The 18,798-nt window shown below is 69.8% G+C and carries 17 protein-coding genes and 1 pseudogene; 7 read left to right on the forward strand and 11 right to left on the reverse strand.

Annotated features, from left to right (window positions below; all coding sequences use genetic code 11):
- The first annotated feature begins 35 nt into the window (after nt 1-35).
- Both FS845_RS08325 and FS845_RS08330 read left to right on the forward strand, forming a co-directional pair.
- Entirely contained in the window at nt 36-1,025 is a 990-nt protein-coding gene (locus FS845_RS08325; RefSeq protein ID WP_144632600.1) for an ABC transporter ATP-binding protein, read from the forward strand.
- Complete coding sequence (locus FS845_RS08330; RefSeq protein WP_144632603.1) at nt 1,022-1,999, forward strand: ABC transporter ATP-binding protein; 978 nt, start codon at nt 1,022-1,024, stop codon at nt 1,997-1,999. Before FS845_RS08325 ends, FS845_RS08330 begins: the two co-directional genes overlap by 4 nt.
- Before the next feature lie 351 nt (nt 2,000-2,350).
- On the opposite strand, the gene FS845_RS08335 is transcribed toward FS845_RS08330, so the two are convergent.
- From FS845_RS08335 to FS845_RS08365, 7 genes are read right to left on the reverse strand one after another with little or no spacing between them, the layout of a single operon-like run.
- Nucleotides 2,351-2,776, reverse strand: coding sequence for a RidA family protein (locus FS845_RS08335; protein ID WP_144632606.1), 426 nt, complete (start codon nt 2,774-2,776; stop codon nt 2,351-2,353).
- A 30-nt stretch (nt 2,777-2,806) separates the two neighbouring features.
- Entirely contained in the window at nt 2,807-3,232 is a 426-nt protein-coding gene (locus FS845_RS08340) for an acyl-CoA thioesterase (RefSeq protein ID WP_144632870.1), read from the reverse strand.
- Nucleotides 3,233-3,237: 5 nt separating this feature from the next.
- The gene (locus FS845_RS08345; RefSeq protein WP_144632610.1) at nt 3,238-4,911 is read right to left on the reverse strand and encodes an AMP-binding protein; all 1,674 of its coding nucleotides are present in this window, start codon (nt 4,909-4,911) and stop codon (nt 3,238-3,240) included.
- 52 nt (nt 4,912-4,963) lie between these two features.
- Nucleotides 4,964-6,133: an acyl-CoA dehydrogenase family protein gene (locus FS845_RS08350; RefSeq protein WP_144632874.1), complete on the reverse strand. Its 1,170-nt coding sequence runs from the start codon at nt 6,131-6,133 to the stop codon at nt 4,964-4,966.
- 8 nt (nt 6,134-6,141) lie between these two features.
- Nucleotides 6,142-6,996: an enoyl-CoA hydratase family protein gene (locus tag FS845_RS08355; protein ID WP_144632613.1), complete on the reverse strand. Its 855-nt coding sequence runs from the start codon at nt 6,994-6,996 to the stop codon at nt 6,142-6,144.
- Nucleotides 6,997-7,046: 50 nt separating this feature from the next.
- Nucleotides 7,047-7,835 (reverse strand): SDR family NAD(P)-dependent oxidoreductase, encoded by a 789-nt coding sequence (locus FS845_RS08360; protein ID WP_144632616.1) that lies wholly within the window; start codon nt 7,833-7,835, stop codon nt 7,047-7,049.
- The gene (locus tag FS845_RS08365) at nt 7,832-10,174 is read right to left on the reverse strand and encodes a bifunctional salicylyl-CoA 5-hydroxylase/oxidoreductase (RefSeq protein WP_144632619.1); all 2,343 of its coding nucleotides are present in this window, start codon (nt 10,172-10,174) and stop codon (nt 7,832-7,834) included. The genes FS845_RS08360 and FS845_RS08365 overlap by 4 nt, the downstream gene beginning before the upstream one ends.
- 356 nt (nt 10,175-10,530) lie before the next feature.
- Here FS845_RS08365 and FS845_RS08370 point away from each other — a divergent pair, with 356 nt between their 5' ends.
- Nucleotides 10,531-11,442 (forward strand): arsenic resistance protein, encoded by a 912-nt coding sequence (locus FS845_RS08370; RefSeq protein ID WP_144632877.1) that lies wholly within the window; start codon nt 10,531-10,533, stop codon nt 11,440-11,442.
- 142 nt (nt 11,443-11,584) lie between these two features.
- Here the strand turns inward: FS845_RS08370 and FS845_RS08375 are convergent, their stop codons facing one another.
- The 4 genes from FS845_RS08375 to FS845_RS08390 form a co-directional block, all read right to left on the reverse strand.
- Complete coding sequence (locus FS845_RS08375) at nt 11,585-13,216, reverse strand: DUF342 domain-containing protein (RefSeq protein ID WP_144632622.1); 1,632 nt, start codon at nt 13,214-13,216, stop codon at nt 11,585-11,587.
- 255 nt (nt 13,217-13,471) lie between these two features.
- Nucleotides 13,472-14,755 carry a glutamate-1-semialdehyde 2,1-aminomutase gene (gene hemL / locus FS845_RS08380; protein WP_144632625.1) on the reverse strand — a complete coding sequence of 428 codons (1,284 nt, stop codon included), beginning with the start codon at nt 14,753-14,755 and terminating at the stop codon, nt 13,472-13,474.
- A 26-nt stretch (nt 14,756-14,781) separates the two neighbouring features.
- Nucleotides 14,782-15,438 carry a thiamine phosphate synthase gene (gene thiE / locus FS845_RS08385; protein ID WP_144632628.1) on the reverse strand — a complete coding sequence of 219 codons (657 nt, stop codon included), beginning with the start codon at nt 15,436-15,438 and terminating at the stop codon, nt 14,782-14,784.
- Between the two features lie 103 nt (nt 15,439-15,541).
- Nucleotides 15,542-16,396: a bifunctional hydroxymethylpyrimidine kinase/phosphomethylpyrimidine kinase gene (locus FS845_RS08390; protein WP_260986213.1), complete on the reverse strand. Its 855-nt coding sequence runs from the start codon at nt 16,394-16,396 to the stop codon at nt 15,542-15,544.
- A gap of 199 nt (nt 16,397-16,595) precedes the next feature.
- On the opposite strand from FS845_RS08390, the gene FS845_RS08395 reads away from it, so the two are divergent.
- The 4 genes and pseudogenes from FS845_RS08395 to FS845_RS08410 all read left to right on the forward strand — a co-directional run bounded on the left by FS845_RS08395 (nt 16,596) and on the right by FS845_RS08410 (nt 18,726).
- Entirely contained in the window at nt 16,596-16,760 is a 165-nt protein-coding gene (locus FS845_RS08395) for a rubredoxin (RefSeq protein ID WP_066132292.1), read from the forward strand.
- A gap of 56 nt (nt 16,761-16,816) precedes the next feature.
- Nucleotides 16,817-17,416, forward strand: a complete 600-nt coding sequence (locus FS845_RS08400; RefSeq protein WP_144632633.1) for a YqgE/AlgH family protein — start codon at nt 16,817-16,819, stop codon at nt 17,414-17,416.
- Nucleotides 17,409-17,801 (forward strand): annotated as a pseudogene (ruvX, locus tag FS845_RS08405) (Holliday junction resolvase RuvX); the annotation flags it as partial. The gene FS845_RS08400 and the pseudogene ruvX, both read left to right, overlap by 8 nt.
- A gap of 178 nt (nt 17,802-17,979) precedes the next feature.
- Nucleotides 17,980-18,726: a lysophospholipid acyltransferase family protein gene (locus tag FS845_RS08410; protein ID WP_144632639.1), complete on the forward strand. Its 747-nt coding sequence runs from the start codon at nt 17,980-17,982 to the stop codon at nt 18,724-18,726.
- Nucleotides 18,727-18,798 lie beyond the last annotated feature (72 nt).

Genomic DNA, 18,798 nt, shown 5'->3' on the forward strand with positions numbered 1-18,798 from the left:
ATCGCCATCGCCGCCCTGCCGGCCGGAGGTGGACGATGAACGCACCCGTCCTCGAACTGCGCAACCTGCGCACCGAATTCCGTGTCGGCGGCGCCTGGCATGCCGCCGTGCGCGACGTGTCGCTGGCCGTGCGGCGCAACGAGACGCTGGCCGTGGTGGGCGAATCCGGCAGCGGCAAGAGCGTGACCGCGCTGTCGGTGCTGCGGCTGCTGCCGCAGGCGGGCGCGCGCCACGGCGGCGGCGAGATCCTGCTGGAAGGCGAGGACCTGTCCGCCTTGCCCGAGCGCCGCATGGCGCAGTTGCGCGGCAACGCCATCGCCATGATCTTCCAGGAGCCGATGACCTCGCTGAATCCCACCATGACGGTGGGCGACCAGATCGCCGAGGCCATCCGCCAGCATCGCCGCCTGTCCTGGCGCGAGGCGCGCGCGTTGGCGCTGGAGGCGCTGGAAGAGGTGAAGATCCCGGCCGCGGCCCGGCGCTTCGACGACTATCCGCACCAGTTCTCGGGCGGCATGCGCCAGCGCGTGATGATCGCCATGGCGCTGGCCTGCAAGCCCCGCGTGCTGCTGGCCGACGAGCCCACCACCGCGCTGGACGTCACCATCCAGGCGCAGATCCTGAGCCTGCTTTCCGACCTGAAGACCGCGCACGGCATGGCCGTGCTGTTCATCACGCACAACCTGGGCGTGGTCGCGCAGATCGCCGACCGCGTGGCGGTGATGTATGCCGGCGAAGTCGTCGAGACCGCCGACGTCGACACCCTGTTCGCGCGCCCGCTGCATCCGTATACCGAGGCGCTGCTGCGCGCCATGCCGCGCGTGGATGCCGACAGCGAGGTGCTGGAACCCATCCCGGGCAGCGTCCCGCCCATCACCGCCATGCCCGGCGGCTGCGCCTACGCGCCGCGTTGCCCGCTGCGCCAGCGGCGCTGCGAAGTCGAATCCCCGCGCCTGCAGGACCTCGGCGGCGGCCATCACGTGCGCTGCCTGGTGCGCGCCGACCAGATCCAAGGAAACCCATGAGCGACCTTCTGCAAGTGCGCAACCTGGTCAAGCGCTTCGAGAGCGGCGGCGGCCTGCTGGGCGGTCCGCGGCAGGTCGTGCGTGCTGTCAACGACGTGTCCTTCGGCGTGGCGCGCGGCCAGTCGCTGGGGCTGGTGGGCGAGTCCGGCTGCGGCAAGTCCACCGTGGCCCGCACGCTGCTGCGCCTGATCGAGCCGGACGAGGGCAGCATCCACTTCGACGGCCAGGACCTGCGCCGCGCCAGCGCCGGCGAGCTGCGCACGCTGCGCCAGCGCATCCAGATCGTGTTCCAGGACCCGTACGCGTCCTTGAACCCGCGCCGCACCGTGCGCCAGGCCCTGAGCGAACCGCTGCGCGTGCACCGGCTGGGCGACGCCCGGCAGATCGCCGAGAAGATCGAGCGCACGATCCAGGAAGTGGGCCTGCCCGTGTCCGCGCTGGACCGCTATCCCCACGAGTTCTCGGGCGGCCAGCGCCAGCGCATCGGCATCGCCCGCGCCCTGGTGCTGGACCCCGACCTGATCGTGGCCGACGAGCCCGTCTCGGCCCTGGACGTCTCGGTGCAGGCGCAGATCCTGCAGCTGCTGGAGCGCCTGAAGGCCGAGCGCGGCCTGTCCTTCGTCTTCGTCTCGCACGACCTGGGCGTGGTGCGCCACTTCTGCGACACCGTCTGCGTGATGTACCTGGGCCGCATCATCGAGCAGGGTCCCACCGCCCGCGTGCTGGACCATCCCCTGCACCCCTACAGCCGCGTCCTGCGCGACTCTTCGCCCGTGCCCGACCCCCGGGCCCGCATCCGCCTGGCCCGCATCGAAGGCGAAATCCCCGCCCCGACGCACCTGCCCCCCGGCTGCACCTTCCACCCGCGCTGCGCGCGGGCACAACCCAACTGCAAGACCGACGTGCCGCCGCTGCAAGCGCTGACCCCGGAACGCGCCGCGGCCTGTTTCTACCCGCTGGTGGAGCAGGGGTAGCCCCTTCTCTCATCCCAAGCCCGGATCGCATCGCAAGCAAGCCACCCTATGAAGGCAGGGATGACAGGGTGACAAGACCGACGAGGATACGTTCGCGACAGCCTCGGAAAGAAGCACGGTGCCACAAAGCTTGGCAGCGCAAACCCACCCGCCGAATGACTCTGACGTGAGTCCTCGGTTGGGGTTGCGGGGGCCGTGCCGGCCAATTGGAGCGAGGGCAGCCCCGCAGGGGCCGAGGGCGCCTGGTGGCGCGCCCGAGCCGAGCGACTTGGCCGGCACGGCCCCCGCAACCCCGGCCGAGGACGCCTTCAAAGCGACAACCCTTCGCATGACGGAGACATCCCCCGACGATCAGGCATCCCCGCCCGACAAAACAGCCGGCACCACCGCCGTCACCTCGATCTCCACCTTCGCCCGATCCTCGACCAGATCCGCCACTTCCACGGCCGTCATCGACGGGAAATGCCGCCCAATCAACTCCCGATAGTGCTTCCCGATCTCGGGATACGCCGCCACGTACTCCCGCTTGTCCTTTACATACCACGTCATCCGCGCGATATGCTCGGGCCGCGCGCCCCCCTGGTCCAGGATCGCGACGATATTGGCCAGCGTCTGCCGCACCTGCAGCGCGAAATCGTCCGTCTCGAACTGCTGCTGCCCGTTCCAGCCGATCTGTCCGCCCACGAACACCAGGCGCGCGCCCGGCGTCATCTCGACCAGCATGCCGTTGGAGTAGCCGCGCGGCGGCATCCAGTCGGGCGGTTGCAGAATCTTCATTTCATCATCCTTGTATGTAAATCATCGGTCTCACGGTGCCGGCACCACGTACCGCGCGATGCGGGCGCGCAGGGCGTCCGGCAGCGGCGTGGAACGCATGGTGCGCAGGTCCACCGTCACGATGGTCAGCAGCGCCGACAGGCGCAACTGGCCATCTCCTCCTTCGAAGCGCACCTCGGCGCGCAGCGACGCGCCACCGATGTGCCGTACCGCCAGCACCTGCCGCAGCTTCTCGTGCCAACGGCTGGGCGCGCGGAAGTCGCACTGTATCGAGGCCAGCGGCGTGCCGATCTGCTGGTCCACGTGCAGCGTGTGGAACGGCAGCCCCATGCCCTTGTCGAACCATTCCTCGACGAAGTCGTTGATCATCTCGAAATAGCGCGGATAGAACACGATGCCCGCCGGGTCGCAATGGCGAAAGCGCACCTCGACCTGGCTTTCGAACGGGCTGCCCATGGTACTCATGCCGCGCTCTTGCTCGACGAGTCCGCCGCGGCCGCCAGCTGCCGCAACGCGAAGCGCTGCAGCTTGCCCGTCTCGGTGCGGGGCAGCGTCTTCACGAACTCGATGGCGCGCGGATACTTGTAGGGGGCGATGCTTTCCTTCACGAAGGCCTGCAGGGCCGACGCCAGTTCGGTCGAGGGCTTATACGCGGGCTTGAGCACCACGTAGGCCTTCACCACCTGCCCGCGCTCGTCGTCCGGCGCGCCCACCACGCCGCACTCGGCCACGGCTTCGTGGCGCAGCAGCGCGTCTTCCACCTCGGGACCGGCGATGTTGTAGCCCGCCGAGATGATCATGTCGTCGTTGCGCGCCTGGTAGAACAGATAGCCGTCGTCGTCCTGCACGAAGGTGTCGCCGGGCAGGTTCCAGCCCTGCTGCACGAACTTGCGCTGGCGCTCGTCGGCCAGGTAGCGGCAGCCCGTGGGCCCGCGCACCGCCAGGCGGCCCGCCGTGCCGTTGGGCACGGGGCGCATGTCGTCGTCCACCACCTGCGCCACGTAGCCGGGCACCACCTTGCCGATTGCGCCGGGCCGCACGCTCTCGGGCGGGCTGGAGACGAACACGTGGATCATCTCGGTGCCGCCGATGCCGTCTATCATCTCGATGCCGGTGGCGCTTTTCCACAGCTGCCGCGTGGCGTCGGGCAGGGCCTCGCCGGCCGACACGCTCTTCGCCAGTGAGGAGATGTCGTAGTTGCCCGCCAGCGCCGCCATCTGCCGATAGAACGTGGGCGCGGTGAACACGATGGTGGCGCGGAACTGCTGGATGGTCTGCAGCAGCAGGTCGGGCGTGAGCTTCTCGACCAGCACCGTGCTGGCCCCCGCGCGCAGCGGAAAGCACAGCAGGCCCCCCAGGCCGAAGGTGAAGGCCAGGGGCGGCGTGCCGCAGAACACGTCGTCGGCCGTGGGCCGGATGACGTGGCGCGGGAACAGGTCGCACATGGCCAGCACGTCGCGGTGGAAATGCATGCAGCCCTTGGGGGCGCCCGTGGTGCCGCTGGTGAAGGCGATCAGGCAGACGTCGTCCGCCGAGGTGTCGCAGGCGGTGAACTCGGCGGGCTTGGCGGCCGCCAGCGCGTCCAGGGCATCGGGCGCGGCATCGTTGAACAGCATCACCGGGCCCAGCCCCGCGCAATGCTGTTCGTGCCCCGTCTGCTTGCAGTACAGCGCCTCGTCCTTCAGGCGCGCGTCGCACAGCACGGCCTGCACCCGCGCCTTGTCGATGATCTGGCGCAATTCCTTGGCGCGCAGCAGCGGCATGGTGGGCACGGTGACCAGGCCGGCCTTGATGGCCGCCAGCCACGACGCGGCCATCATCGGGTTGTTGGGGCCGCGCAGCAGCACGCGGTTGCCGGGCACCAGCTTCATGTCGTCGACTAGCACGTGCGCGATGCGGTTGGTCAGCACGCGCAGCTGTTCGTAGGTCATGGTGGCCGGCCCGGCATCGGACAGCCAGCGCAGCGCCACGCGGTCGCCGTGGCCGTTGGCGGCCATGGCGTCGACCAGCTCAACTGCGCAGTTGAACCGCTTGGGATACGCCACGTCGGGCCCGTCCAGCAGCAGCTCGGGCCACTGGTCGGGCGGCGGCAGGTTGTCGCGGGAGTAGGTGTCTACGTGCGCGGATGCTTCCATGGTATTTCCCCTTGTGTCGGCACTGTCTTGTGCCTGTACGGGCCTGGATCGTTCAGGCCTTGAGCAATTCCCGGGCGATGATCAGCTTCTGGACCTCGGTGGCGCCTTCGTAGATGCGCAGCGCGCGGATCTCGCGATACAGCTTTTCCACAGGCTGCCCCGACACCACGCCCGCGCCGCCGAACATCTGCAGGGCGCGGTCGATGACCGCCTGCGCCGATTCGGTGGCCGCCATCTTGGCCATGGCCGCCTCGCGCGTGGTGCGCACGCCCTTGACGTCGCGTAGCCAGGCCGCGCGATACGTGAGCAGCGCCGCCCCGTCGATGGCCGTGGCCATGTCGCCCAGCGCGGCCTGGGTCAGCTGCAGGTCGGCCAGGGTCTGGCCGAACATGCGGCGTCCGCGCGCCCGGGCCAGGCCTTCGTCCAGGGCGCGCCGGGCGAAGCCCAGCGCGGCGGCCGCCACCGAGGCGCGGAAGATGTCCAGCGTCATCATGGCCAGCTTGAAGCCCTGCCCGGGATCGCCCAGGCGCTGGCTGGCGGGGATGCGGCAGTTGGAAAAGCGCAACCGCGCCAGCGGATGTGGGGCGATCAGATCGAAGCGCTCGGCGATCTCCAGGCCCGGCGTGTCGGCGTCGACCACGAAGGCGCTGATGCCGCGCGCGCCGGGGGCCTCGCCCGTGCGGGCGAACACGCAATAGAAGTCGGCGATGCCACCGTTGGAGATCCAGGTCTTCTCGCCGTCGAGCACGTAGGCGTCGCCGTCCGCGCGCGCCTCGCAGGCCATGGCCGCGACGTCCGACCCGGCCTCGGGCTCGGACAGCGCGAAGGCGGCGATGGCCTCTCCGCACGCCACCGCCGGCAGGTAGCGGCGGCGCAGGGCTTCGGAGCCCATCAGCGAGATGGCGCCGCTGCCCAGCCCCTGCATGGCGCAGGCGAAGTCGGCCAGCCCCTCGTGGCGCGCCAGCGTCTCGCGCAGCACGCAGACCGCGCGCGAGTCCACCTGCGGCAGCTTGCCGCCCCAGGCCCCGTCGGGCCCGGCCGGCACGCAGTAGCGCAGCCAGCCGGCCTCGCCCAGCGCGCGCACCAGCGTGCGGCAGGCGGCGTCGGCGTCGCGGTGGTCCACGTGCGCCAGGGCCTGGTCGCACCAGGCGTCCAGTTCATGCGCCAGGGCGCGGTGGCTGTCGTCGAAGAAGGGCCAGTCCAGCCAGGAGGCATCGCGCATGGGCATGGTCAGTCTCCGGCGAACTCGGGCTTGCGCTTGTTGACGAAGGCCTCGTAGGCCCGGTGGAAGTCGCGCGTCTGCATGCAGATGGCCTGCGCCTCGGCCTCGGCCTCGATGGCCTCGTCCACGCCCATGTTCCATTCCTGGTGCAGCAGCTTCTTGGTGACGCCGTGCGCGAAGGTCGGCCCTGCGGCCAACTGCGCGGCCAGTTGCGCGGCCGCCTCGCCCAGCGCCTGCGGCTCGTGCAGCGCGTTGAAGAAGCCCCAGTGCAGGCCTTCGTCGGCGCTCATGGCGCGGCCGGTGTACAGCAGCTCGCTGGCACGTCCCTGGCCGATCATGCGCGGCAGCAGCGTGCAGGCGCCCATGTCGGCGCCAGCCAGGCCCACGCGGGTGAACAGGAACGCGGTGCGCGCGGCGGGCGTGCCAAGCCGCATGTCGGACGCCAGCGCCACCATGGCGCCCGCGCCGGCGCACACGCCGTCGACCGCCGCCACGATGGGTTGCGGGCAGGCGCGCATGGCCTTGACCAGGTCGCCCGTCATGCGGGTGAAGTCCAGCAGCTCGGGCATGCTCATCTTCGTCAGCGGCCCGATGATTTCATGCACGTCGCCGCCCGAGCAGAAGTTGCCGCCCGCGCCCGTGACCACCACCACCTTGACGTCGGTGGCATAGGCCAGGCCGCGGAACAGGTCGCGCAGTTCCGCGTAGGAATCGAACGTGAGCGGGTTCTTGCGCTCGGGGCGGTTCAGCGTGATGGTGCCGACCTTGCCGTCCTGCGAGACCTGCCACAGGAAGGTGCGGGCTTCGTGGCCCGCGTAGGGGCGCCGGTGATGCTTCATGGTGTGTTCGATGCCTGCGGACATGCGTGTCTCCGTGGATGTGCGTGGATGGGGGCGAGGGATGGGCGAGACGCCTACCCCGCCACTTCGCCGCCGTCGACGGCGATGGCCTGGCCATTGACGGACGCCGACGCGGGCAGCGCCAGCCAGGCGACGGTCTCGGCCACCTCTTGCGGATCGACCAGCCGGCCCTGCGGGTTGCGCTCGGCCAGGCGGCCGCGCGCGTCGGCATCGCTCATGCCGGTCTTCTGCACGATGTTGGCGACGGCGTCGCGCACGATGTCGGTATCGGTGTAGCCGGGGCACACGGCATTGACGGTGACACCCTTGCGCGCGGTTTCCAGCGCCACGGCGCGGGTCAGGCCGATGACGCCATGCTTGGCCGCGCAATAGGCGGCGACGTAGGCATAGCCCACCAGTCCGGCGGTGCTGGCCACGTTGATGATGCGGCCCCAGCCCTGTTCCAGCATGCCGGGCAGCGCGGCCTGCATGCAGTGGAAGGTGCCGCCGAGATTGACGTCCACCATGGCCTGCCACAGTGCGGCGTCGGTGCGGTCGAAGCGCTGGCTGACGGCCTGGCCCGCGTTGTTGACCAGGACGTGCACGGTGCCGTGGCGCTGGACCGCTTGCGCGAACGCGGCTTGCACCGAGGCGGCGTCGGCCACGTCTGCGCTGGCGATGCCCACGCGATCGGCGGCGTCCAGCGTATCGGCGGCGGCCTGCAGCGCGGCGGGGTCGCGCCCCAGCAACGTGACTGCCGCTCCGCGCGCCAGCAGCGTGCGCGCGCAGGCCAGCCCGATGCCGCGTGCCGCGCCCGTCACCAGGGCATGGCGGCCTGCCAGGGGGAGGACGGAAGTATTCATTTGGCGTCCTGTTGCGCCATGGCGTTGGCGCGTTCGAAATTGGTTTCCAGCTGCCGCTTGCCGGCGGCGTACGGCAGCGGCCAGGGCACGTCGCGATAGCCCACGTGCGCAGCCTCGCGCAGCGTCCAGGCGGCGTCGGCCAGGTGCGGGCGCGCCAGCGCGCACAGGTCGGCGCGGCCCGAGGCGATGATGCCGTTGACGTGGTCGGCCTCGAAGATGGCGCCCACCGCGATGGTGGGGATGCCCGCCTCGTTGCGCACGCGGTCGGCGAACGGTGTCTGGTACATGCGGCCGTACACCGGCTGCTGGTCGGGGCTGACCTGGCCGGACGAGCAGTCGACCATGTCGGCGCCTGCCGCCTTGAAGGCGCGGGCGATCTCGACGGCGTCGTCGCCGTCGATGCCGCCCTCGACCCAGTCGTGCGCCGAGATGCGCACGGACATGGGCAGCTGTTCGGGCCACGCGGCCCGCACGGCCCGGAACACTTCGAGGGGATAGCGCAGGCGGTTGGCCAGGCTGCCGCCGTAGTCGTCGGTGCGCTGGTTGGTGATGGGCGAGATGAAGCTGGACAGCAGATAGCCGTGCGCGCAGTGCAGTTCCAGCCAGTCGAAGCCGGCGCGCGCGGCGCGGTGCGTGGCGGCGACGAAGTCGTCGCGCACGCGGTCCATGTCTTCACGCGTCATGGCGCGCGGCGTATCGGAGATGCCGGGCAGGTAGGGCAGGGCCGAGGCCGACAGCAGCGGCCAGTTGCCGTCGGGCAGCGGGTGGTCCGCCTGCTGCCATCCCAGTTGCGTGGAGCCCTTGCGGCCCGCATGGCCCAGCTGCATGCCGATGCGCGCGGGGCTGTTGCCGTGCACGAAGCGCACGATGCGCGCGAAGGCCTCGGCCTGCTCGTCGTTCCACAGGCCGGGGCAGCCCGGCGTGATGCGCGCGTCAGGCGAAGGGCAGGTCATCTCGACCATGACCAGGCCCGCGCCGCCCAGCGCCCGCGCGCCCAGGTGCACCAGGTGGAATTCGCCGGGCACGCCGTCCCGGCACGAATACATGGCCATGGGCGACACGACGATGCGGTTGGGCAGGCGCACGCCGCGCGCCTGGTAGGGCGTCAGCATGGGTAGCGGAGGGCGGCCGGTGGCGGGGGCGCCCGCCTGCTCGGCGATCCAGGCCTCGTACCCCTGCAGCCATTGCGCGTCGCGCAGGCGCAGGTTTTCGTGCGAGATGCGCTGCGAACGGGTCAGCAGCGAATAGGCGAACTGCTCGGGCGACAGGCCGGCATAGCGCTGCACGTTCTCGAACCATTCGGTGGAATTGCGCGCGGCGTTCTGGATCTTCAGCACCTCGACGCTGCGCACGTCTTCGTAGTGCTGCAGGCCCGCGGACAGGCCTTGCGCGCCTTGCAGGCAGCGCGCCAGCTCGATGGCGTCTTCCAGCGCCAGCTTGGTGCCCGAGCCGATGGAGAAGTGCGCCGTATGCGCGGCGTCGCCCATCAGCACCACCGGCACGCGGCGCTGGCCGCGGTCGGTGTCCAGGGTGTTCCAGTGCACCCACGTGTTGCAGATGACGCGCGGGAAGCGGATCCAGATGGCCGAGCCGCGCAGGTGCGCCGCGTTGCTCATCAGGCGGTGGCCGTCGAGCCATGGCGCGAACAGCTTCTCGCAGTAGGCGATGCCGTCTTCCTGGCTCATGGACTCGATGCCGCTGGCCTGCCAGGTTTCTTCCGGGGTCTCGACGATGAAGGTCGACAGCCCGTCCTCGAAGCGATAGGCGTGCGCCTGGAACCAGCCGTGCTCGGTCTGCACGAAGGCGAAGGTGAAGGCGTCGAAGGTCTTGGTGGTGCCCAGCCACACGAAGCGGCAGCGGCGCTGGTCGATGTCGGGCTTGAAGGTCTCGGCGTAGCGCGTGCGCACCAGGCTGTTCAGGCCGTCGGAGGCGACCACCAGGTCGGCGTCGTACTGGCGGGCCAGCGCCTGGTCGTCCTGCGCGTAGGTCTCGAACACCAATTGCACGCCGACCTCTTCGCAACGCGCCTGCAGGATGTTCAGCAGGTGCTTGCGGCCGATGCCGATGAAGCCGTGGCCGCTGGTGCGGATGCTGCGGCCCTTGAAATGAATGTCGATGTCGTCCCAGTGGTTGAAGGCGTCGCCGATGGTGCGCGCCGAGACGGGATCGGCCTGCCGCAGGTTTTCCATGGTGGCGTCGGAGAACACGACGCCCCAGCCGAAGGTGTCGTAGGGGCGGTTGCGCTCGACCACGACCACGTCGTTGGCGGGATCCTGCAACTTCATCAGCAGCCCGAAATACAGGCCGGCGGGACCGCCGCCCAGGCAGACGATTTTCATGACGTGCGCTCCGTGGAGTCCTGCGGGACCAGGCGCCCGGCAATGGACAGTACATGCTTATATATTTTAGGCTTGAAATATATAACGCAAGCGCGGTGCGGTGCAATACGGAGTTCTACGTCAGGGAAATCCCGAGGATCGAATAGGACGGCGCGAAGCTGCCGGTGCGGCCTGTGTTCCGTACCATCCTGCTTCGGAGCCTCCGCCATGGCGGCGCAGGATTGTGGTGTACTTCCTTGCCCTCGCGGCGCGCCGGTCCGGCATGCACGCTCCTCTTTCAACTGTTTTTTCAGGTACCCGTGTCGCTTCCCCACGTGCGCGAACTGCTCGAAGCCCGGCAGGTCTCCCTCTATTTCATGGCCGTGCTGGCCGCCGCGGCGCTGGCCTGGCAGGCGCCCGGCACGGCCACGCTGGCGCCCGCCATCGATCCGCTGCTGGGCGTCATGCTGTTCGTCACGTTCCTGCAGGTGCCACTGACGGCGCTGCGCCAGGCATTGGCGAACCCGCGCTTCCTGGGCGCGCTGCTTACCGCGAACTTCGTGCTGGCGCCGGCCCTGGTCTGGGTGCTGCTGCCGTGGATGCCGGACGATCCGCTGCTGCGCGTCGGGGTCCTGCTGGTGCTTCTGACGCCCTGCATCGATTATGTCGTCACCTTCGCGCACCTGGGGCGGGCCGATGCCCGGCCGCTGCTGGCAGCCACCCCGGTGCTGCTGGCCATGCAGATGCTGCTGCTGCCGTTGTACCTGAACCTGTTCCTGGGCAAGGCGGGCGCGGGCCTGGTGCACTGGGGACCCTTCCTGCACGCCTTCCTGTATCTCATCGTCATTCCGCTGGCATTGGCCGCCGCGTGCCAGGCCTGGTCGGCGCGCGGCGGCGCGGGCCGCGCCGTCGTGGCGGCACTGGGCCTGCTGCCGGTGCCGGCCACGGCTGCGGTGCTGTTCGTGGTGGTGGCCGCCGTCACGCCGCAGCTGGGCAGGGCGTCGGGCGCGGCGTGGGCCGTGGTGCCGCTGTATGTCGTCTATGCCGTCGTGGCGCCCGGCCTGGGATGGCTTTGCGCGCGCATGTGGCGCCTGCCCGCCGACCAGGGGCGCGCCGTCGCGTTCAGCAGCGCCACGCGCAATTCGTTGGTGGTATTGCCGCTGGGCCTGGCCATTCCGGGCGCGGTGCCCTGGGTGCCCGCCGTCATCGTCGCGCAGACGTTGGTCGAGCTGGTCGGCGAGCTGGCCTATGTGAAGCTCATGCCACGGTTGGGCAGTCGGGGGACGTAGCGGGGCGCGCCATCCAGCACCGCAACAAGCACGACGCTGTCAGCGCGGCACTATCCCCGTGCGGCACCAAGCACGATGCCATTCCGTGCGACGCATCATCGGCGGAGCCCCCTCCCACAGGGAGATCGGATCCGCGCCGGACTCAGCGGATGACGATCTCGCCGTTTTCCAGGCCGGCGCGGCCGCCGATCTGGTCTTCGATGAATTCCATGCGGCGGTTGGCGATGTACAGCTTCACGCCGCCATAGAAGCGCTTCTTGGCCGTGATCGTGGCCGTCTGCAGCGGCAGCAGGTCGCGATTGAGCTGCTCTTCGCGGGCCTGCAGGTCGGTCAGTCCGGCCAGTACCTGGTGCAGCGTGTTGGCGGCGCGGTCGCCCACGCCGTTCACGTTCTTGTGCGGATTGGCCTTCAGGAACAGCACCAGCTTTTCCAGCTTGTCTTTCTTGTCATCCAGGTCGCGCCGTTCGTCGGCCAGCGCGGCACGCTTGGCCGTGGCGTGCGGATCCAGGCCCACGCGCACTTCGGTGGGCGAGGCGGCCATCGAGCCCAGCGTGCCCGATTGCACCGATTTCAAGGCCTGGACCTGGCCGCCCGTGACGGTGCCCTGCTGCGAGCCCGGCGGGCCCACCAGCACGCTTTCCCCGGCGCTGATGGTGCATTGGCGCACCTCGCGTTCGACGGCCACGTTCTTGCCGGCGCTGACCTCGGCATTGGACAGGAAGCGCGCCTTGACCGTGCCGCCACAGCTGATGTGGGCCTGGCGGCTGTTGCCGCGGTTGTCGCGTGCGAAGGCGTCGGCCATGCCGACGATGCCACCGTTGACGGTGATGTTGCCGCCTGCATGCACGTGGGCGGCCTCGATGGTGCCGTTGACCACCACGTCGCCGGTGACGCGCACCAGCATGCCCATGGTGATGTCGCCCTTCACGCGCAGCGTGCCGTCGAATTCGATGTTGCCCGAGGTCAGGTCGACGGCGTCGACCTCGACCAGCGAGTTCACCTGCACGCCTTGCGCCACCACCATCGGCACGCCGGCGATGGCGGCCAGCAGCAGATCGGGATCGTCCGGATCGGTCTCGACGCCCGTCAGGTTGGGCGCGAAGGGCACGTCGGGCAGGGGCGGGGGCTCGATGGGACGGCCCAGCACGTTGTGGCCGGGCTCGCCCGGCGTGCTCGGGATGCGGCGCATCAGCGGCTCGCCGGGCACGACCAGGGTGAGATTGCCCATTTCGCGATAGTCGATGATCGCGTCTTCGTCGTCCTCGCGCTGGCGCACCGTCAGCGATTCGAGCAGGCTTTCGAAATGGCCCTGGCGTCCAGGCACCGGGTATTTGCCTTCGGCGATGACGACGTTCTCGCATTCGCCCTGGGCGATGAGATCGCGCAGCGTGAGGTCGAGAATGCCCGCGATGATGCCGCTGGCCTTCAGGGCGTTGCGCACGTCGTCTTCGGTGACGGGGTTGCCCCCGCGGGGCGGCTTCAGGGTCAGCAGCGCCGACATCAGGTCCGGCGTCACGTCCAGCTCGAACGAACCATGGACGATGATGGCGCCGATGGCCAGGCGCACCGCGCCGTCGGCGTCATGGCAGGCGTTCAGGAACGAGGCGACCAGTTCCTCGTCCAGCACTTCCAGGCCCCAGCCCTGCGCCTGGACCGCGGCGGCCAGCGCCTGGCGCGTGGGCGGCACCGGGTTGTCACCGTCCGGCTGGTAGATGGCGGACAAGACTTGGGAAGCCTCGTCAACGACCAGCTGAATCGGATTTTCGGCGGGCATGGAAGTCCTTTCTTTCAGGGAACGGATGCGTCCGGCTCATGCGCGGGCAGGGGCGCACAGCCTCTATCGGTAGAGGTAATAAATAGAAATATCAAGACATATTACGCGAAGATCGGTGTCGCGGGATAGCGAGGATGCGGGAAAATGTCCCCTATCTTGCTGATTTCACTGAAAAAACGAGCAAAACAGCCGTAACAGGGGCCATGCATCCCGGAACGTCCACGAGTCGGACGTTCCCAGGGGCTGCATTGGCGGTCAGCGGGTCATGGCCGCGAATGCCAGTTCCGCCGCATCCAGGGTGGCCTGGAGCACGGCGTCGTCGTGCGTGGCGGAGACGAAGCCGGCCTCGAACGCGGAAGGTGCGAAGTGTACGCCCGCTTCCAGCATCAAGTGGAAAAATTGTTTGAACGCCGCCGCGTCGCAATCCGAGACTTCGGCGAACGATGCCGGCACGTTGGCGCCGAAATAGATGCCGAACATGCCGCCGATGGCATCGGCAGAGAACGCCAGGCCCGCCGCCCGGCCACGCGCCTGCAGGCCTTCGGCCAGCTTGCGCGTCTGGTCGGACAGGTGCTCGTAGAAGCCGGGCTGGCCGATCAGGCGCAGCGTGGCCAGGCCCGCGGCCACGGCCACCGGGTTGCCCGACAAAGTGCCCGCCTGATAGACACCGCCCAACGGCGCGATGTGCTTCATCAGGTCGGCGCTGCCGCCGAATGCGCCCACGGGCATGCCGCCGCCGATCACCTTGGCCAGCGTCGTCAGGTCGGGCCGCACGCCCGTCAGGCCCTGCACGCCCTGCGGGCCCACCCGGAAACCGGTCATCACCTCGTCAAAGATCAGCACCGCGCCGTGGCGCGTGCACAGCTCGCGCAGGCCTTCCAGGAAGCCGGCGGCGGGCTTGATCAGGTTCATGTTGCCGGCCACGGGTTCCACGATCACGCAGGCGATGTCCGCGCCGTGCTCGTCGAACGCCGTGTGCACGGCCTGCAGGTTGTTGTATTCCAGGGTGAGCGTGTGGGCCACGAACTCGGGCGGCACGCCGGCCGAGCTGGGATTGCCCAACGTCAGCAGTCCCGAGCCCGCCTTGACCAGCAGGCTGTCCGAGTGGCCGTGGTAGCAGCCCTCGAACTTGACGATCTTGGCGCGCCCCGTGGCGCCGCGCGCCAGGCGGATGGCCGTCATGGTGGCTTCCGTGCCCGAGCTGACCAGGCGCACCTGCTCCAGCGAGGGCAGGCGGTCGATCAGCAGTTCGGCCAGTTCCACTTCGGCTTCGGTGGGCGCGCCGAACGACAGGCCGTGGACGGCGGCGTCCTGCACGGCCTTGACCACCTCGGGGTGGGCATGGCCCAGGATGGCCGGGCCCCACGAGCCGACGTAGTCGATGTAGCGGGTGCCGTCCGCATCCCACACGTAGGGGCCCTGGGCGCGCGCGATGAAGCGCGGCGTGCCGCCCACCGACCGGAAGGCGCGTACGGGGGAGTTGACGCCGCCCGGGATGCTCAGGCAGGCGCGTTCGAAGAGTTCGGCGTTACGGGACATGGCACGGACTTGTCGTTGGTGCCGCCTCAGGGGCGGGCGGGATTGGCGTAGGGCGCCGCGCAGGCGCGCGCGGCGGCCCCGATGTCGGGGGCCTCGAAGAGGCCGGTGATGACGGCGATGGCGTCGGCGCCGGCCTGGACCGCCAGCAGGGCGTTGTCCGGCGTGATGCCGCCGATGGCCACGACCGCGGGCCGCGGCCGGGCCTGCTGCTCGGCCAGTTCGCGCGCCTGGCCCAGCAGCGCCAGCGGCGCATGGGCCGCCTGGGGCTTGGTGGGCGAGGGGAACACCGCGCCGAAGGCGATGTAGTCGGCGCCGGCGTCGATCTGGCGCCGGGCGCGCTCCAGTTCGTTGTAGCAGGACGCGCCGATGATGAGATCGGGCGCCTGCCTGCGCGCCTCGGCCAGGTCGCCGTCATCGCGGCCCAGGTGTACGCCGTCTGCTCCCACTTCGAGCGCGAGGCGCCAGTGGTCGTTGATCATCAGCACCACGCCCAGTTCGCGGCACAGTGGCGCCAGCGCGCGCGCCTGGGCCGTGCGCACGGCGTCGGGCACGTCCTTGCGACGCAGTTGCAGCGTGCGCATGCCGCCGGCGGCGGCCTGCTGCACGGCCTTCAGCAGGCGGTCGGTATCGTCCCACTCGGGGGTGACGCCATACAGGCCGCGGGGAAATCGCAGAGCGGTCATGGAAATGCCTTCAGTCGAATGGCCGGGCCGGGGCGGTTCGGATCCGCCGGGATGCCTACGTGCTTCGCATCCCGGTGCGCGCCCGTGGGCCGGCCCGGCGGGCTCATTGCTTGCGGCCCACCGGCGTGCCGTCCACCGGAGCGCCGGCCGCCGTACCGACAGCCGACGGAGCGCCAGCCGCCGGATTGCCCGCCAGGCGATTCGGGATGCGCCTTCCCATGCCGGGCAGGAAGCTGCCGGCCAGGGTCTGGTCGGCGTGGATCAGCGCGAGTTCGACGGCGCGCGCCATCGGCAGGCCCTGTGCCAGGAAGGCGGCGGCGGCCGTGGCGGCCACGCCGCCGGTGTCGGCATTGCGGTCGGGCGGCGCCTGCCAGGGCCACGAGGCGGTCTCGCCCTCGGGGCCGATCAGCGTGTTGGCATGGTGGCCCGGGCGCAGCGGCGCGCCCAGCACCAGCGCCCATTGCGCGCCACCCGCCAGCAGGGCATGCGCGGCGCTGGGCGCGCCGGAGGTGTCGATGCTGCCGTCGGACTGCCAGTGGGCAAGGCGCATGTGCTCGACCACCACCAGGTTGGCCTGCGGCAGCAGCAGCTCGAGGGTGGCCGACAGCAGGTCGTCGGCATCGTCCTGCGCGGCGGCGTCCTCGGGCAGCGGGCCGCGCGGGCCCAGGTGCAGCACCAGCGGCACCTGGCTGTAGTCGGCGGCGATCTGGGCCGCCACGCTGGCCGATTCGGTGGAATACAGGCCGCCCACCTTGATGGCCTGGACGGGCATGTCTTCCAGCAGACAGCGCGCCTGGTCGTCGAGCAGGTCGGCCGAGACGGGATGGATTTCCTCGATGCCGGCGGTGTCCTGGACGGTGAGCGCCGTGGCGGCCGCCAGCCCATGGCAGTTCAAACGGGCGCAGGTGACGGCGTCGGCGGGCAGGCCATCGGTGCCGGACGGATCGACCGGGCTCATGAGAAGCACGAGGGGAGGAAGGACGGAGGCCACTGGCACGGGAATAAGCGCGATACGGACTGGGCTGGCCGGTCCCGTGACCGGGTTTTTCGGGCAGCCCCTATTGGGTTTTCGGTAAGATGTCCCAATTCTAATGGATGCGTCGCGCCACCGGTCCGAAGGGCGGATCGGGGGCGGCGGCGCCGAGCACGAGAGAACCATGCGTACCTGGATGTGTCTGATTTGCGGTTGGGTCTACGACGAAGAGGCTGGCTTGCCGGAAGAGGGCATCGCGCCGGGAACCAAGTGGGAGGACGTCCCTCCCAATTGGGTCTGTCCTGAATGCGGCGCACGCAAGGAAGATTTCGAACTGATGGAAATCTGACGGCCCCACGTCCGTCGGATCCAATACAACGGCAAACCGCATCAACGAGGGCCGTCATGACCGATACGCAGCATTCCGACGGGGACCGCAAGGGCGCCGAGTCCGGCGCCGACTTTTCCAACCAATTCCTCATGGCCATGCCCGGCATGGTCGAGGGCAGCCTGGCCGGCACGGTCATCTACGTCTGCGAGCACACGCCGCGCGGCGCGCTGGGCCTGGTCATCAACCGCCCTACCGACCTGACGCTGGGTACGCTGTTCGAACGCATCGATCTCAAGCTGGAAATCGCGCCCGCCAAGGATGACATCGTCTTCTTCGGCGGCCCCGTGCAGACCGACCGCGGCTTCGTGCTGCACGCGCCGGCCGGCGACTACACCTCCAGCATCCGGCTGGGCGAGCTCGCCCTGACCACCTCGCGCGACGTGCTGCAGGCCGTGGCCGACGGCAACGGACCGGCGCGCCTGCTGGTCACGCTGGGCTACGCCGGTTGGGGCGCGGGCCAGCTCGAGCGCGAGATGACCCAGAACGCCTGGCTCAGCGTCGATGCCGATCCGCGCATCATCTTCGACGTGCCGCCCGACGACCGCTATCCGGCCGCGCTGAAGCTGCTGGGCATCGATCCCGTCATGCTGGCCGGCGACGCGGGTCATGCCTGACGAAACCCTGCTGGGCTTCGACTTCGGCGAAAAAAAGCTGGGCATCGCCATCGGCAACACGCTGACGCGACAGGCGCGTCCGCTGGAAATCATCTTCTCCGAAACCCGCCAGGCGCGCTTCGGCCGCATCGCCGAGCTGCTGCTCGAGTGGCAGCCGCAGCGCGTGGTGGTGGGCCTGGCGCTGGCCAGCGACGGCGGCGAACAGCCCGCCACCGCGCGCTGCCGGCGCTTCGCCAACCAGCTGCATGGCCGCTTCGGCCTGGCCGTCGAGCTGGTCGACGAACGCGGCTCCAGCATGGAAGCCCAGCAGCTGCTGGGCACGAACGCGCCCGACGATGCGGTGGCCGCGGCCGTCATCCTGCAACGCTACCTGGATGCGCTGCCCGCGGACGGGGCTGCCCCGATCCGCGCGCAGCCCGGCGCGGCGCCCGCGGACGCGCCTCCATCCAATGGCTCCCCCCAGGACGAAAGCCCGACGGGCGGCACGCCCGGTTCGCGAGTATGATGCTGCCCGCCCCCGGCCGCGCGCGTAGCGCCAGGGGTTCATCCCCGGAGACCACGAGTTGAACCTGCTGCGCTTCCTAGTCCGGCTGGCCCTGGTGCTGCCGCTCATCATCTTCGCCCTGCTGTGCGTCACCCTGGTCTATCCCTGGTTGCCGCTGGACGCGCGGGTGCGCCTGTGGCTGAACCGCACCTGGTCGCGCTGCCTGCTGCGCGCCTGCGGCATCAGGCTGACCGTACGCGGCGAGCCCCGCTACAAGGGCGCGGTGCTGTGGGTGGCCAACCACGTGTCGTGGATCGACATCTTCGTGGTCAACGCGGTGCGCGCCACGGCCTTCGTGGCCAAGGCCGAGATCCGTTCGTGGCCGTTGGTCGGGTGGCTGGCCGTGGGCGCGGGCACGCTGTTCATCGATCGCGGCCAGCGCCATGCGGTGCACGACATGGGCCAGGCCATCCACAAGTGCTTCAAGCGCGGCGATGCCGTGGGCCTGTTCCCCGAGGGCACCACCAGCGAGGGTTTCGCCCTGCGCCCCTTCCATGCCAGCCTGTTCGAGCCCGCGCGCCAGGCCGGCGTGGCCATCCAGCCCGTGGCCATGCGCTTCCTGCATCACGGCCAGCGCAGCGGCTTCGCGTCGTTCGTCGGCGAGGAAACCCTGGTGGCCAACATGTGGCGCGTGCTGGGCGGCAGCGGCGTCGCGGTCGAGCTGGTATTCCTGCCGGTGCTGCCCGGCACGGGCGAAGCCGGCGAACCGCCCACCCGCCTGGAGCTGTCGCGCATGGCGCGCGACGCCATCGGCAGCCAGCTCTAGGACTGCCGGCGCAGGGTATGCGCACACGGGTCCAGGACCACACGGGTCCAGGCCGGCGCGGCTCTCGTCCAC

The organism is Bordetella genomosp. 13, from assembly GCF_007679965.1.
Classification (GTDB): domain Bacteria; phylum Pseudomonadota; class Gammaproteobacteria; order Burkholderiales; family Burkholderiaceae_B; genus Bordetella.

What these genes read in the sequence shown, in the direction of transcription:
- FS845_RS08325 (WP_144632600.1), top strand. Translation starts at nt 36, where the DNA reads ATGAACGCACCCGTCCTCGAACTGCGCAACCTGCGCACCGAATTCCGT.
- FS845_RS08390 (WP_260986213.1), bottom strand. Translation starts at nt 16,396, where the DNA reads ATGAGCCCGGTCGATCCGTCCGGCACCGATGGCCTGCCCGCCGACGCC.
- FS845_RS08375 (WP_144632622.1), bottom strand. Translation starts at nt 13,216, where the DNA reads ATGCCCGCCGAAAATCCGATTCAGCTGGTCGTTGACGAGGCTTCCCAA.
- FS845_RS08360 (WP_144632616.1), bottom strand. Translation starts at nt 7,835, where the DNA reads ATGAATACTTCCGTCCTCCCCCTGGCAGGCCGCCATGCCCTGGTGACG.
- FS845_RS08335 (WP_144632606.1), bottom strand. Translation starts at nt 2,776, where the DNA reads ATGAAGATTCTGCAACCGCCCGACTGGATGCCGCCGCGCGGCTACTCC.
- hemL (WP_144632625.1), bottom strand. Translation starts at nt 14,755, where the DNA reads ATGTCCCGTAACGCCGAACTCTTCGAACGCGCCTGCCTGAGCATCCCG.
- FS845_RS08340 (WP_144632870.1), bottom strand. Translation starts at nt 3,232, where the DNA reads ATGGGCAGCCCGTTCGAAAGCCAGGTCGAGGTGCGCTTTCGCCATTGC.
- FS845_RS08400 (WP_144632633.1), top strand. Translation starts at nt 16,817, where the DNA reads ATGACCGATACGCAGCATTCCGACGGGGACCGCAAGGGCGCCGAGTCC.
- FS845_RS08345 (WP_144632610.1), bottom strand. Translation starts at nt 4,911, where the DNA reads ATGGAAGCATCCGCGCACGTAGACACCTACTCCCGCGACAACCTGCCG.
- FS845_RS08330 (WP_144632603.1), top strand. Translation starts at nt 1,022, where the DNA reads ATGAGCGACCTTCTGCAAGTGCGCAACCTGGTCAAGCGCTTCGAGAGC.
- FS845_RS08395 (WP_066132292.1), top strand. Translation starts at nt 16,596, where the DNA reads ATGCGTACCTGGATGTGTCTGATTTGCGGTTGGGTCTACGACGAAGAG.
- FS845_RS08365 (WP_144632619.1), bottom strand. Translation starts at nt 10,174, where the DNA reads ATGAAAATCGTCTGCCTGGGCGGCGGTCCCGCCGGCCTGTATTTCGGG.
- FS845_RS08370 (WP_144632877.1), top strand. Translation starts at nt 10,531, where the DNA reads ATGGCCGTGCTGGCCGCCGCGGCGCTGGCCTGGCAGGCGCCCGGCACG.
- FS845_RS08355 (WP_144632613.1), bottom strand. Translation starts at nt 6,996, where the DNA reads ATGTCCGCAGGCATCGAACACACCATGAAGCATCACCGGCGCCCCTAC.
- thiE (WP_144632628.1), bottom strand. Translation starts at nt 15,438, where the DNA reads ATGACCGCTCTGCGATTTCCCCGCGGCCTGTATGGCGTCACCCCCGAG.
- FS845_RS08350 (WP_144632874.1), bottom strand. Translation starts at nt 6,133, where the DNA reads ATGCGCGATGCCTCCTGGCTGGACTGGCCCTTCTTCGACGACAGCCAC.